Below are 12,982 nucleotides of genomic sequence, written 5' to 3'. Positions count from 1 at the left end.
TGTCAGACGGCATCAATGTTGATTGATACACCGCCATCGCCAGCAAGCCGGCTCCTACAGGGGGCCGTGTCAGGCGAGTGAATCGCTGCGGCGTGCGGCCACCGGTTCGGCGTCGTTCAGGGCGGCGATCCGCGCAGCAGATTCGCTGTCCACCAGGTGCAACGACTTGCCACGCGTCTCACGGGTCAAGCCGACCGCGATGATGGAGATCAGCGACGCGCCGACCAGGTAAAACGCGATCGGTGTCGAGCTGTGGTACTTGTTGAGCAAGGTGATCGCAATCAACGGAGCGAGGGATCCGGCGAAGATCGGCGCCACCTGGTAGCACAGGGACAACGCGGTGTAGCGCACGTGGGTCGGGAACATTTCCGCCATCAGCGCCGAGTAGGGCGCATAGGTCATCGATTCGATGGCCAGGCCCAGGGTGATGGCCGCCATGATCAGCCAGTTGTTGCCGGTGTCCATCATCGGAAAGCCGATGAACCCCCAGAACGCCGTGAGGATCGCGCCGGTCAGGTACACCGGTTTGCGCCCGACCAGGTCAGACAGATAACCCATCAACGGAATCATGAAGAAGTGCAGCAGGTGCGCGCCGAACATCAGCAGCAGAATTTCGGACGTGTCCTTGTGCACCACCAGTTTCAGATAGGTAATCGAGAACGTCACGACGGTGTAGTAGAGGATGTTTTCGGCAAACCGCGCGCCAATACCAACCAGTACCGAACGCCAGTGGTGACGCAGCACTTCGACCACGCCCAGTTGCTGTTGCTTGGTCTGTGCCTGACGGGCCTGGGCTTCCTTGAAAATCGGCGCGTCATCGACGCTGGTGCGAATCCAGTAGCCGATCAGTACCACGAAGGCCGAGAACCAGAACGCCACGCGCCAGCCCCAGGCGAGGAATTGCTCCTCCGACAGGTTCGACGACAACAGCAGCAGCGCAACCGTCGCCACCAGGTTGCCGGCCGGCACACCGGCTTGCGGCCAACTGGCCCAGAAACCTCGGCGATTGTCCGGGCAATGCTCGGACACCAGCAGAATCGCGCCGCCCCATTCGCCGCCAAACGCGAAACCCTGGATCAGCCGCAGCAGCACCAGCAACACCGGTGCGGCATAGCCGATCTGGTTGAAACCGGGCAGGCAACCCATCAAGAAGGTGGTGATACCGACCACCACCAGGCTCAGTTGCAGCAGGCGTTTGCGGCCGTACTTGTCGCCGTAGTGACCGAACACCAGGCCACCCAACGGGCGGGCTAGAAAGCCCACGGCGTAAAGGGCGAAAGCGGCGATGATGCCGTCGATGGGACTGTCGGTCTGGCGGAAGAACAACTGGCCGAAGACCAGTGCCGACGCGGTGCCATAAAGGAAGAATTCATACCATTCGGCGACTGTGCCGGCCATGGCGGCGGCCACGACGCGCTTGAGTCCCGAAGGTGTGGTTGCGCGGTGAGTGTGTTGAGCGTTGGGCATGCTGGCGTTTCCTGTAGGGGCGCAAAAACAGGTAGCCGGGCCGGGCCGCAAAGGCCCGCCCGGCAATCACTCAGAGACCGACGTCCGGCAGGTGCGGACGGTTGGCCAGGGCCTTGGCCATGATCTGCTCGACGAAGAGCCGATCTTCTTCCGGCAGGGCCAGGCGTGGCGGACGGGTCAGCGCACTGCCGCGACCGGCGATGGCTTCGCACAACTTGATGCACTGCACCAGGTCGGCACGGGCGTCGAGGTGCAGGATCGGCATCAGCCATTCGTAGATCGGCATGGCTTCGGCATAACGTCCGGCCTTGGCCAGGCGGAAGATGGTTTCGCCTTCTTTCGGGAACACGTTGGACATGCCCGACACCCAGCCTTCCGCGCCCACGGCGAGGCTTTCCAGCACCACATCGTCGAGGCCGGCGAACAGCACAAAACGGTCACCCACTTCGTTGCGGATGTCGATGAAGCGGCGGGTGTCGCCAGAGGAATCCTTGAAGCACACCACGTTGTCGCAGTCGGCCAGGGCAATCAGGATGTCCGGGGTCACGTCGTTTTTGTAGATCGGCGGGTTGTTGTAGACCATCAACGGCACGTCGGCGTTTTTTGCCACGTAGCGGTAATGCTCGGCGGTTTCGAACGGCTTGGAACCGTAGACCAGCGCCGGCATCAGCATCACGCCATCGACACCGACCTTGCGCACGGCGTTGGCGACCTTGGCCGCTTGCACACTGGTGAATTCGGCCACACCGCAAATCACGGGCACACGGCCGCGCGAGGCATCGACCGCGACTTCGGTCACGGCGATTTTTTCTTCAGCGGTCAGCGAAGTGTTCTCGCCGACCGAGCCGCACACCACCAGGCCCGACACGCCGTCGCGGATCACGTTGGAAATCACCTGATGGGTTTTATCCAGGTTGATCGAGAAGTCATCGTTGAATTGAGTGGTCACCGCGGGGAAGACGCCACTCCAGTTAATTCGCTTGCTCATTGTTGCCTCCGGGTTGTTTATTGTATTTCGTATACGATATTTAAAATGAAAAAATTCGGCTAGTGCTTTTTTCAGGTTTGTGGGGTTTTTGTCAGCCGTCGGTCGGGGTGGTCAGTGCTTCAGAGTGTTCAGGCACCGGGCCAGGTGTCTGACAGTCGATAGCCTTGTGGCCACGGATCACTTGGATCGAGCAGCAATTGATGGGTGCCGGTAATCCAGGCCCGGCCGGAAATGCAGGGGTAGATAGCGGGGCGTCCGGCCACTTCGGTCAGTGAGTCAATCCGACAGTGGAATTCGGAGCCGATGATCGAGCGACCGATAAAGCGCTCGCCGACGCGCATCAAACCCTTGGCGTGCAACACCGCCATGCGCGCAGAGCAACCCGTGCCGGTCGGCGAGCGGTCGATCTTGCCCGGTTGAATCACCACCGCGTTGGCGCCGGTGGCGATGCCGTTCTCGTGGACGACGGGCGCGGCGATCTGGCAAAAGGAAATGTGCGACCACTCAGGGTTCAACGGATGCACAAAGCCCAATTGCTCGTTGGCGGCACGGGTGATTTTCAGCCCGACCGCCACCAGGTCGGCGGCTTCATCGGGGCGGATTGAAAAACCCAGTTCCCTGGCATCGGCGATCACAAAGCTGTCACCGCCATAGGCGGTATCGACCTTGAGGGAGCCGACACCTTCCACTTCGATCCACGCGTCGAGGCGATCGGCGAAGGACGGCACGTTTTTGATTTCCACCCGTTCGACCTTGCCATCACGGCAATCGGCTACGGCCTCGATCAGGCCGCCGGGGGCTTCGAGCACCAGCCGGGTTTGCGGTTCGGTCATTGGCACAATACCGGTGTCGAGCAATACGGTGGCCACGCACAGGGAATTGGAGCCGGACATCGGCGGGGTATCCGCCGGTTCCATGATGATCCAGGCCATGTGCGCCCGCGGGTCCTTGGCCGGCACCAGCAGGTTGACGTGGCGAAACACCCCGCCACGCGGCTCGTTGAGCACGAAGTTGCGCAGGGTTTCATCCCTGGCGATCCAGCGTGATTGTTCCCACACCGTGGCACCGGGCGGTGGTGCGACGCCGCCGACAATCACGTCGCCGACTTCGCCTTCGGCGTGGCAGCTGACTACATGAATCACTTTCGATGAGCGCATTGTCTCCTCCTTGTTTCGTCTGTTCGGGCCTCATCGCGAGCAAGCCCGCTCCCACAGTGATTGCGTACTCCCTGTGGGAGCGGGCTTGCTCGCGAAGGGGCCATCCGTTATTTCACCGACTTCAAAAACGCCGCGGTCTCGGCATGCACCGGATTACCAATCACCTGATCCGGCGAGCCGATCTCATGCACCAGGCCGTTGCGAAAGAACGCCACGCGGTCGGACACGTCACGGGCGAAGCGGATCTCGTGCGTCACCAGCACCATGGTCATGCCGTCTTCGGCGAGCATGCGCATGGTGTCCAGCACTTCGCCGACCAACTGTGGATCGAGGGCCGAGGTGGCTTCGTCGAACAGCATGTAGTCCGGTGACATTGCCAAGGCGCGGGCAATGGCCATGCGTTGTTGCTGGCCGCCCGAAAGCTTGCCGGGGAACACCTTGAGCTTGTCGCCCAGGCCAACGTGAGTCAGTTGCTGCACGGCCAGCGCCTCGGCTTCGGCCTTGCTTTTGCCCAGGACCTTGCGCGGTGCGAGCATCACGTTTTCCAGCACCGTCAGGTGCGGGAAGGCGTTCCATTGCTGGAACACGATGCCGATTTTTTGCCGCAGGTGATTGAGGTCGGTTGCGCGGTGATGCACCTCGACGCCATCCACGCGGATGTTGCCTTTCTGGATCGGTTCCAGGCCATTGATGCACATCAGCAGGGTCGATTTTCCCGAGCCGGAGCCGCCGATGATGGACACCACTTCGCCCTTGTTCACGGTCAGGCTGACACCCTTGACCACATCAAGGTCGCCGAAGGATTTGTGTACGTTGTCGATCTCAATCATTTTCTTGCCACCTTCTTTCCAGACGAGCGCCGAGGCGTGCGACCACCAGGCTCATGACGTAGTAGATAAGGCCCGCGATGCACAGCACCAGCAGCGGTTCCTGAATGCGGGTCACGATGGTTTGCGAGGCGCGCAGCAGTTCGACGATGCCGATCCACATCACCAGCGCGGTGTCTTTCATCACCCCGAGCACCAGGTTCAGCCAGCCGGGGAAGGCCACCCGCGAGGCCATCGGCAGGACGATCCAGCGCAGGTCCTGGAAGAAACTCAGGCCCAGCGAACGGCTGGCCCGGCGCAGGGTCAGCGGTACCGACAGCACGCCGCCGCGCACGATCTCGGTGAAGTACGCGGCGGCGTAAACCCCGAGCACGATGCAGCCCACGCTGAAAGCACTGATGTTCAGGCCGACGATGCTCTTGAGCGAGTTGAACAGCACGAACTGGATCAGCAGCGGCACGCTGCGAAACACGTCCAGCACCCACGCCAGTGGCAGGCTGGCCCGTGGCAACAGCGCACGCAGCAGGCCGAACACCAGCCCGGCGAACGTGCCGAGCAGGATCGCCCAGCAAGTCAGTTGCAGCGTGATCCAGGCGCCGTTAAGCAGGAACAGCAGGTCGTTCCAGGAAAAACCGGTGGAAAACATAATCACGTCCTCAGTAACGGAACAGCCGCCAGGCCATCAGCCGGGCCGTCGCGACGATCGCCTTGGCAATCAGGTAATACAGCACCGCGGCGATGGTGAAATATTCGAAGGTGCGGAACGTCTTGACGTTGTAGTCCTGGGTCACGCCGGTGAGGTCGTTGTTGAGCCCGACAATCACCCCCAGCGACGTCATCAACACCGCCCAGACCATCTGGTTGCTCAACGGGTAGAACACGATCCGCAACAGTTGCGGGACGATGATCATCCGGTAGGCCTGGAAGGCACTCATGCCCAGCGAGCGCGCAGCCCGCACTTGTGTGCCTGGCACTGCCTTGAGCCCGCCGCGAAAGTTTTCCGCGAGATAGCCGGCATTGTTGAAGGTGATCCCGGCCAACAGCGCGAGCCAGGAACTGACGTGCAGGCCCATTGAACCGAGGCCGAAGTACAGGATGTAGATCTGGAACAGCGACGGGGTATTACGGGCAATGGACACCCAGCCGTTGCCGATACCGCGTAGCAGCGGGTGTCTGGTTTCACGCATGACTGTCAGGGCCAGGGCGATCAATACGCCGAAAATCATCGACAGCGCGGCGGTCTCGAACGTGACCCAGGCGCCGGCGAGCATGTCCGGCAAGGCGCGCAGGGTGGCGCGCCATTGGAAGGTGTAATCAAACATGCGCGAGGCTCTCCATCGGCAAGGCAGGTTGCAACCAGCTCGGCAGTCGCCCGCTGGCGCTGCCAGTGCAAGCGGATTCAACGCACTCGGCGAGACTGGCGAAGTGCACTTTTCGCCCCACCAGACCGGGTGCGTAATGGGCGTATTTGCCCGAGTTGGTCATTAAGGTTGTGGCGGCTGGCGGGATCACCGGCTCGCCGAGCATGCACCAGCAGGTGTCCGTCACCAGGGTGGCGCCGAAGGCTTCAATGACGCCGATGTGTCCGGCGTCACGCGCCTGTTCCAGCACCGCACGACCGCACGTGATGGCGAGCACCACCTCGGGATGTTTGTGCCGGCCGTGACACAGCCGTGCGAGTCGGGCGAACTCGCTGAGCGAGAAGTGCGGGTTACCCAGCGAGACCACCTCCACGCGGTTGTCACGGGCACTGTTGAGCTCGCGCCAACTGCCCAGCAGATCCGCCAGGCGGATTGTTTCCACAGGCACCGGGACGTCGGCTTCCAGCGCTTGTGCAGGGTCGAGTGCTTCGGGTGTGACCCCGGCGATATGAAACAACGGCGCGGCCGACGTGGTGGCGAACGCCGCACCGAAGGCTTTCAGATCGTCGAGGTCTGGCTGGTACTGTTCCAGCCCGAACACCAGCGGGATCCGGCTGCCCGCGAGGGCACCGATGTGGTAGCCGAGCAAGGGGTAAAACGCATCGTCGAGTTCGCCCAGTTCCGGTAATTCAACGCGCAGGCGGGCTTTGCGTGGCGCATCCAGATGACAACCGATCAGGGGCGCGCGGCCGGTCAGGGCGATGCAGATATCCAGGTAATCCGGGTACTTCAATGTGCGCGCACCGAGCACGCTGTTGGCGTAGACCACCGCGTTGGATTCGGCCCAGACGATCTGCTCGCCGGCCTTCGGTGCGGTGTCGAGCAAGTAGGGGGCACAGGTGAAACTGAGCTGCGCACCCATCGCCATGTAGGCATCGCCCAAGGCACTGGCCGGTTCGCCGAGCAACGGGTCGATGCCCAACTCTCGCCAGCGGCGCTGGTCCACGGAAATTGAATTGAGGGTGGTGGGCACGCGAACCTTTGCGCCCCAGTGCACCAGTTGTTCGGCAAAACGCAGGCTCGCCGGTCCCGTGTAAATACAACCGTCGATGTGGGCCTGAGCGATATCCACCAGTTGGTGGGCGCCTTGCAGTTCGGCCATGCGCAGGACAATCTGCATGGCCATCTGCGCGGCTTTGCCATGCTCGCCGTCGAGCAGCGAACGGTCGAACCCGGTGAGCTCAATCGACTCGTTGGTTTCGCCTGTGTGCATCGGTGTTTCGGTTGGCTGCCAGCCATCGATGGGCACGTGATCGAACATCGCCAGCGAGGCGCCTTCGACTCGGGCAAAGGCTTTGCCGCGCAAGGTCGCGAAGGCCTCCCGGCCGATGCACAGCACCGGCAGGGAACGCTCGAAAATGGTCTGCGCCACCAGCACGCCCAAGGTCAGAATCTCATCGGCTTCGGCCAGGACCAAAGCGGCCGGTGCATGACCGTTGCTGATCAACTCCATCAGCACGCTGCTGCCGGTGCACGAACCGCGACCACTGGGAATGGCTAGCACACGACCGCGCAGATGTTCGCCGCTGAGCGGATGGTGACGGTCGATGACTTCACCCGTACAAGGGTCGACGCCGCCCCAGAAGCTCAGCCCGACATCGGCAAACAGCAGCGCGCCCTGGGCGGAGCCCGGGACCAGGTTACGACCGATGAGAGCAGTGGACCCAGGCATGCCGGACACCTTAGTAGTAGACCTTTGGCACGGTCAGGTCGGTCGGCGGGATTTCAGTGCCGACCCATTTGGTGAACAACTCGTTGTAGCGACCGCTGCGCACCTGCTGGTTGACGAACAGGTTGAGGTAGTTGAGCAGGCCGTACTCATTGCGCTTGGCACCCAGGGACACGTAGTCGATGGTGTAAGGCGCGTTGCCGGCGATTTTCAGGTTTTTGTATTTGCCCGACTTGATCGTCGCGGCGGCGACGGTATTGGTCACCACCGTGGCGTCGATGTGACCCTGGGCCACCGCCAGCAGCGTGTCGTTTTGTGACTGATAGGCGCGGAAGGTGCCGCTGCCCCATTTCTTCACATCGCCCTCCAGCGCGATGGCCTCAAAAGTGCCGCTGGTGTTGCCCAGCGCTTTGCCCTTGATGTCGTTGAAGCTGTTGATGCCGGTGTTGTCGCGGGTCAGCACGACCATCTGGAAGGCGAAGTACGGCACGGTCAGGCCAACGGTCTTGGCCCGTTCGAGGGTGTCGGAAGTCGAGGCGACGATCACGTCAGCCCGTCCGGAGATCAGCGCCGGGATGCGGTCCGGGAACGGCGTTTCCACCACTTCGGCCTCGACCCCGAGGATCTTCGCCAGGTCGTTGCAATAGTCCACGTCGAAACCGGCAGGAGCGTTGCTGGCATCGCGGAAACCCATGGGCGGGAAGTCCAGGGTCACGGCGCAGCGCAGCTTGCCGGAACCGATAATGTCGTCGAGCTTGTCAGCCTGCGCGGTGGCAATGAAGGAGGTACTGAGAACAGCGCTGAGGGCTACGGCAAATGCGGGGTTTTTCATAGAGGCCTCGTTCTGTGGAAGTGCTGTTGAATATCGTATTGGGGATTTCGTATACGATATTAACAATAGCAATGGCCGTGCCGTTTTTGCTTTTGCCGCCGAATTTTTGCCAACCCTTGAAGCAGGGCGGCTCAGCGCAAGCGAGCGGGGCAACGCTACGACGGTGTCGGTCGAGGAGGTGTTACGGAAGGGAGCACGCAGGGTGCGCAGCGCCCCTTAAAGGAACATTTTAACGACGGCTATCGCGGTACTGGCTGGGCGAAAGACTGGTGAGGGCGCGGAATTGGCGGCTGAACGCACTGTGGTCGGTGTAGCCGCAGCGCAGAGCGATTTCGGTGATCGGCAGGTCGGTGTCGAGCAACAGGCGCGAGCCTTCTTCCAGGCGGGACTTGTGGATCATCTGCCGTGGCGTGAGCTGGAACACCCGTTTGCAATGGCGTTCCAGTTGCGCCACAGAGAAACCGGCGATGGCCGTCAGTTCAGCCAGGCTGATCGGTCGGGCGAAATGTCGGCGGATATGTGCGTCCACCGCTGCCAGTTTCTGGAACGCCGGATGGTTGGACTGGGGCAGTTGCAGGTCGCGGGAAATGCCGGCGAGGCCGACGATCCGCCCTTGTTCGTCATGCAGGGCGAGTTTGTGGGTCAGGCACCAGACTGGCTGGTTGCCGAAATACAGGTGCAGTTCCAGTTGATCCGCCAGTTCACGGCCGGTGGACAGCACGCGCCGATCCTGCTCGGTGTACAGCGGGCCAAATCGTGCCGGGAAGACCTGGTCCGCCGTCAGCCCGAGCAGTTGCCCGCTGTGCTTGAAACCACACCGTCGAGCCAGGGTCTGGTTGACGAAGACATAGCGCGCCTCGCTGTCCTTGATGAAGAACACCACGTCCGCCAGGGTGTCGAGAAGCGTCGCGATGGGCTGCAGACTGCTCAGCAGCGTCGGCAAATCGCAGGGTTTGAACTGATTGAGTAAGGGGAACATAGCGCTGGGGGCCTGGTGGCAACTACCGGGATCATAAAGACTCGGCAGTGCCCCCGAAACCCCGGAGCGAGCGTTTACGCGGGCGGGGTGTCTTCCAGGCACATCAGGGTTTCGATACGTGCCGGGCTGAACGGCGGTCGCGGGGCCGAGGGTTGCCAGTCGAACAGGTACTGCAAGGCGCCGCCACACACTCGCCCCTGACAGGCGCCCATGCCGCAGCGGCTGGCCAGTTTTGCCCCGCGCCAGTCAGCGTGCCCGGCCAGTGCCGCGTAGGGCACGTCTTCGCAGCGACAGACCAGCGTGTCGGCCTGCGCCAGTGACTTGAGGTGTGGGTTGAGGCTGAACGCGTTGTTCAACGCCTTGGCGAAACCCTGCCAACGTGTCCGACGTGGCCACAATTGGCGTGCCGCTGAGGTGTTACCGACGGCGGCATGCCCGGCAATGGCACCTTCGACCAACGCCAGTTCACTGCCACCGAAACCGGTGCATTCACCTGCGGCGTAGTGATCGGCAAGGCTCGTGGCTTGCCAGGCATCGACCGCGAGCGCCGTGCCGTCGAGTGCGCAACCCAGCGCCTGACCGAGTTGAATATTGGGAATCAGGCCGAAACCACAGGCCAGGCGATCACAGGCCAGTTCGACGATTTTGCCCTGTTGCCGCAGACGCACACCTTCCAGCCGTTCATTACCCAAGGCTGCCACGACGTGGGAGCCGGTGCGGTAATGACGATCAAACAGGCTGAAGGATTGCACAAGCTTGCCCGGCCAGCGTGGCAGTTGCAGGGCGAACCCGGCGACCGCAACCGAGGAGGCTTGCTCGGCAATACTCAGCACGTGGGCGCCGTTGTGTTTCGCGGTGGCAGCACTGGCCAGTAACAACGGCCCGCTGCCGGCGATCACCACGCGTTCGTCCTGCACCGGCAGGCCGCCCTTGATCAACGCCTGGAGTCCTCCGGCCCCCGTCACACCCGGCAATGTCCAGCCGGGGAAGGGCAGCAGCAACTCACGGGCGCCGGTGCACAGAATCAGTTTGTCGTAGCCGATCAGCCATCCGTGATCGGCGTCTTCCACCAGCAATTGTTTGGGGCCGGAACAGGCGATCACACGAGTGCCGCTGTAGTGGCGAATATTGCTGTTGGCATGCAGGCGCTCGCGCATCTGCCGTGCCTGATTCGGCAGGCTGGCCTGAGGCCCGTCGCGCCAGATCTGGCCTCCCGACAACGGGTTGTCGTCGAGCACGATAATGCGGGCGCCACTGGGTGCGGCGGCGAGGGCGGCGCTCATGCCGGCGGGGCCGGCACCGATGATCAGCAAATCGGCGAATTCGTTCATGGTCGGGTCCGCACCTGCATGCCGTCATGACACAGCGTCTGGCAGGCCAGTCGACGGCGTCCGTCGATGGTCACCCGGCATTCCTGGCAGATGCCCATGCCGCACAGCGGTGCGCGCCGCTGACCGCTGACCGAGGTGCGAGTACACCCGTCGTCGGCCAAGGCTAATGCCGCGGCCACTGTTGTACCTTCGGCGACCCGCAGGGTGCGGCCGTCCAGGACCAGATCAGGCATACACGGCCTCCCCGAGAAAACGTTGCGGCAGATAGGCTTGCGCCGCCAATGGCGGCGTCTCATTGAACAGTTGCGCGACCAGAATATCGGCGGTGCCGGGGGCCGTGGTGACCCCCAGTCCCTCGTGACCGACTGCCAGCCACAAACCTTTGCGTGATGGGTGCTCACCAATCAGTGGCAGCCCGTCGGGGCTGGCAGCGCGAAAACCGGTCCAGGCGCGGATGCCGTTGAGTTGAGCCAGGCCCGGCATGTACTCGGCGGCGCGCTTGAGCATTTTCGCGAGCATCCAGCCTTCGACCTGCGGGTCGGTGGTACCGAATTGTCGCGAGGCGCCGATGAACAGTTGCCCGGTCGGCCGGGGCTGAATGTTGCAGGCGGTCGAGGGCCCTGTGGCGTTGTGGGCGCTGGTGACATAACCCAGTTCCACCAGCGTGTGGGTGACCTTGCCGGGGTAGCGGTCGGTGATCAGCAAGTGGCCTTTTTTCGGCTCGATCGGCAACTCGGGGCACAGGTCGTTGGCCTGGATGCCGTTGGCCAAAATGACTGCCTCAGCGCTCAACCATTGGCCGTCATCGAGTCGCACGCGATTGCCATCGACCTCGCTGACCCGCGCCCTGCGTTGCTCGATGTCGGCGGTGTCGAGCATCCAGTTGGCGGTCGCCGGAGCGTAGAGAATGCCGTCGCCGTTGATCAGCAAACCGCCTTCGAGGTCTTCGCGCAGTTCAGGTTCACGGGCGCGCAAGGCGTTACGAGCGATCAACTCGCAGGCAACGCCCTGGGTCTGAAGGTTCAGGTATTTGCTGTGGGCCACGGCCATTTCTTCGGCATTGGCTGCCAACCACAACGTCCCGTTGCTGCGGTAAGCGCAGCCTTGCGGCAAGTCCGGCGCCAGTTCGCGCCAGCGTTGCAGCGAGTATTGGCTCAGGGCCAGCTCGGCCGGGTTGTCGTCGAGCACCAGCAAGTGGCCCATACCGGCGGCCGTCGCGCTGTGCAAACCAGCGTCCAGCACCAGCACGCGCAAGCCGCGCCGGGCCAGCGCCTGGGCGCACGCGGCACCGATGATGCCGGCACCGATCACGATGACATCGGCCACCAGGCCTTGGCTCATGGGCGAATGCCCCAGGCGAACGGGTCGTCCTGTTCGATGATCAGGCTGGCCTCGGCGCTGATGAAGGCGCGGCCACGAATCGTCGGTACGATGCGCTCGCCGTGCTGTTCGTAGGAGCCTTCGAACTCGCTGCCGATGACGCTCGCCTGTCGCCAGATCTGGCCCGGCTGCAATTTGTCATCGGCCGCCAGGCACGCCAGTTTTGCACTGGTGCCGGTGCCGCAAGGCGAGCGGTCATAGGCCTTGCCGGGGCAGAGCACAAAGTTGCGGCTGTCGGCCTGCTCATCCTCGGCGAACAGTTCGACGTGGTCGATCAACCCGCCGTCTTCGCCGCGTATCCCCTGAACATCCAGTGCTTGCTGCACGGCGAAGGTGTAGGCGGTCAACGCATCAAGGTTGTCGCTGGCAACGCGCAGACCATGCTCGGCGATCAGGAAAAACCAGTTGCCACCCCAGGCAATATCACCGACCACTTCGCCAATTCCCGGCACCTGCAACGCCACGGCTTTGCGATAACGGTAGGCCGGCACGTTGCGCACGCTGACGGAGTGGTCGTCGTGCAAGGTTGCCTGCACCGTGCCGACCGGCGTTTCGATGCTGTGCACGCCCGGACCGATCTTGCCCAGGTGAGCAAGCGACGCCACCAGGCCGATGGTGCCGTGGCCGCACATGCCGAGGTAACCCGAGTTATTGAAGAAGATCACCCCGGCACAGGCCGCAGGGTCAACCGGTTCGCACAGCAGTGCGCCGACCAGCACATCACTGCCTCGCGGTTCGAGCACGCAGGCGGTGCGCCATTGGTCATGGTGTTCAGCCAGCCGTTGAAGACGTTCGGCCATGCTGCCGGTGCCCAGCTCGGGAAAACCGGAGGTCACCAGGCGGGTGGGTTCGCCGCCGGTGTGGGAGTCAATCACGGTGATACGTTTCATGAGTGGGCCACGTCCGTTCAGATGAGTGAACGCAAGAGTGG

13 protein-coding genes are annotated in these 12,982 nt (G+C 62.7%); all 13 read right to left on the bottom strand.

Annotated elements, in window-relative coordinates; genetic code table 11:
* Positions 1–69: 69 nt before the first annotated feature.
* Entirely contained in the window at positions 70–1,467 is a 1,398-nt protein-coding gene (abaF, locus tag ACM6IO_RS01495; protein WP_223556986.1) for a fosfomycin efflux MFS transporter AbaF, read from the bottom strand.
* 70 nt (positions 1,468–1,537) lie between these two features.
* A complete protein-coding gene (locus ACM6IO_RS01490; RefSeq protein WP_008042630.1) occupies positions 1,538–2,455 on the bottom strand; it encodes a dihydrodipicolinate synthase family protein in 918 nt (305 codons plus the stop codon).
* A gap of 128 nt (positions 2,456–2,583) precedes the next feature.
* Positions 2,584–3,612 (bottom strand): trans-3-hydroxy-L-proline dehydratase, encoded by a 1,029-nt coding sequence (locus ACM6IO_RS01485; protein ID WP_223436334.1) that lies wholly within the window; start codon positions 3,610–3,612, stop codon positions 2,584–2,586.
* Positions 3,613–3,719: 107 nt separating this feature from the next.
* On the bottom strand, positions 3,720–4,442 hold the full coding sequence (locus tag ACM6IO_RS01480) for an amino acid ABC transporter ATP-binding protein (RefSeq protein WP_008042626.1): 723 nt from the start codon (positions 4,440–4,442) through the stop codon (positions 3,720–3,722).
* Positions 4,435–5,085: an amino acid ABC transporter permease gene (locus tag ACM6IO_RS01475; RefSeq protein WP_008024645.1), complete on the bottom strand. Its 651-nt coding sequence runs from the start codon at positions 5,083–5,085 to the stop codon at positions 4,435–4,437. Before ACM6IO_RS01475 ends, ACM6IO_RS01480 begins: the two co-directional genes overlap by 8 nt.
* Positions 5,086–5,095: 10 nt before the next feature.
* A complete protein-coding gene (locus ACM6IO_RS01470; protein ID WP_008024646.1) occupies positions 5,096–5,761 on the bottom strand; it encodes an amino acid ABC transporter permease in 666 nt (221 codons plus the stop codon).
* Positions 5,754–7,532 (bottom strand): aconitase X, encoded by a 1,779-nt coding sequence (locus ACM6IO_RS01465; RefSeq protein WP_414910771.1) that lies wholly within the window; start codon positions 7,530–7,532, stop codon positions 5,754–5,756. The genes ACM6IO_RS01470 and ACM6IO_RS01465 overlap by 8 nt, the downstream gene beginning before the upstream one ends.
* A 10-nt stretch (positions 7,533–7,542) precedes the next feature.
* A complete protein-coding gene (locus tag ACM6IO_RS01460) occupies positions 7,543–8,361 on the bottom strand; it encodes a transporter substrate-binding domain-containing protein (protein WP_008024648.1) in 819 nt (272 codons plus the stop codon).
* Positions 8,362–8,590: 229 nt separating this feature from the next.
* A complete protein-coding gene (locus tag ACM6IO_RS01455) occupies positions 8,591–9,340 on the bottom strand; it encodes an AraC family transcriptional regulator (RefSeq protein WP_192229187.1) in 750 nt (249 codons plus the stop codon).
* Between the two features lie 74 nt (positions 9,341–9,414).
* Positions 9,415–10,671, bottom strand: a complete 1,257-nt coding sequence (locus ACM6IO_RS01450; protein ID WP_414910770.1) for an FAD-dependent oxidoreductase — start codon at positions 10,669–10,671, stop codon at positions 9,415–9,417.
* Positions 10,668–10,904, bottom strand: a complete 237-nt coding sequence (locus ACM6IO_RS01445; RefSeq protein ID WP_008042619.1) for a 2Fe-2S iron-sulfur cluster-binding protein — start codon at positions 10,902–10,904, stop codon at positions 10,668–10,670. The genes ACM6IO_RS01450 and ACM6IO_RS01445 overlap by 4 nt, the downstream gene beginning before the upstream one ends.
* Positions 10,897–12,012, bottom strand: a complete 1,116-nt coding sequence (locus tag ACM6IO_RS01440; RefSeq protein WP_414910769.1) for an NAD(P)/FAD-dependent oxidoreductase — start codon at positions 12,010–12,012, stop codon at positions 10,897–10,899. The genes ACM6IO_RS01445 and ACM6IO_RS01440 overlap by 8 nt, the downstream gene beginning before the upstream one ends.
* Positions 12,009–12,941 (bottom strand): 4-hydroxyproline epimerase, encoded by a 933-nt coding sequence (locus ACM6IO_RS01435; protein ID WP_008042617.1) that lies wholly within the window; start codon positions 12,939–12,941, stop codon positions 12,009–12,011. Before ACM6IO_RS01435 ends, ACM6IO_RS01440 begins: the two co-directional genes overlap by 4 nt.
* Positions 12,942–12,982 lie beyond the last annotated feature (41 nt).

It is taken from the genome of Pseudomonas sp. IT-P44 (genome assembly GCF_949768225.1).
In the GTDB taxonomy this organism is placed as follows: domain Bacteria; phylum Pseudomonadota; class Gammaproteobacteria; order Pseudomonadales; family Pseudomonadaceae; genus Aquipseudomonas; species Aquipseudomonas migulae.
The sequence above is the reverse complement of the archived record's forward strand: the minus strand, read 5'-3'. Positions and strand labels throughout refer to the sequence as shown.

What these genes read in the sequence shown, in the direction of transcription:
- ACM6IO_RS01485 (WP_223436334.1), bottom strand. Translation starts at nt 3,612, where the DNA reads ATGCGCTCATCGAAAGTGATTCATGTAGTCAGCTGCCACGCCGAAGGC.
- ACM6IO_RS01435 (WP_008042617.1), bottom strand. Translation starts at nt 12,941, where the DNA reads ATGAAACGTATCACCGTGATTGACTCCCACACCGGCGGCGAACCCACC.
- ACM6IO_RS01465 (WP_414910771.1), bottom strand. Translation starts at nt 7,532, where the DNA reads ATGCCTGGGTCCACTGCTCTCATCGGTCGTAACCTGGTCCCGGGCTCC.
- ACM6IO_RS01455 (WP_192229187.1), bottom strand. Translation starts at nt 9,340, where the DNA reads ATGTTCCCCTTACTCAATCAGTTCAAACCCTGCGATTTGCCGACGCTG.
- ACM6IO_RS01450 (WP_414910770.1), bottom strand. Translation starts at nt 10,671, where the DNA reads ATGAACGAATTCGCCGATTTGCTGATCATCGGTGCCGGCCCCGCCGGC.
- ACM6IO_RS01440 (WP_414910769.1), bottom strand. Translation starts at nt 12,012, where the DNA reads ATGAGCCAAGGCCTGGTGGCCGATGTCATCGTGATCGGTGCCGGCATC.
- ACM6IO_RS01480 (WP_008042626.1), bottom strand. Translation starts at nt 4,442, where the DNA reads ATGATTGAGATCGACAACGTACACAAATCCTTCGGCGACCTTGATGTG.
- ACM6IO_RS01490 (WP_008042630.1), bottom strand. Translation starts at nt 2,455, where the DNA reads ATGAGCAAGCGAATTAACTGGAGTGGCGTCTTCCCCGCGGTGACCACT.
- ACM6IO_RS01445 (WP_008042619.1), bottom strand. Translation starts at nt 10,904, where the DNA reads ATGCCTGATCTGGTCCTGGACGGCCGCACCCTGCGGGTCGCCGAAGGT.
- ACM6IO_RS01475 (WP_008024645.1), bottom strand. Translation starts at nt 5,085, where the DNA reads ATGTTTTCCACCGGTTTTTCCTGGAACGACCTGCTGTTCCTGCTTAAC.
- ACM6IO_RS01470 (WP_008024646.1), bottom strand. Translation starts at nt 5,761, where the DNA reads ATGTTTGATTACACCTTCCAATGGCGCGCCACCCTGCGCGCCTTGCCG.
- abaF (WP_223556986.1), bottom strand. Translation starts at nt 1,467, where the DNA reads ATGCCCAACGCTCAACACACTCACCGCGCAACCACACCTTCGGGACTC.
- ACM6IO_RS01460 (WP_008024648.1), bottom strand. Translation starts at nt 8,361, where the DNA reads ATGAAAAACCCCGCATTTGCCGTAGCCCTCAGCGCTGTTCTCAGTACC.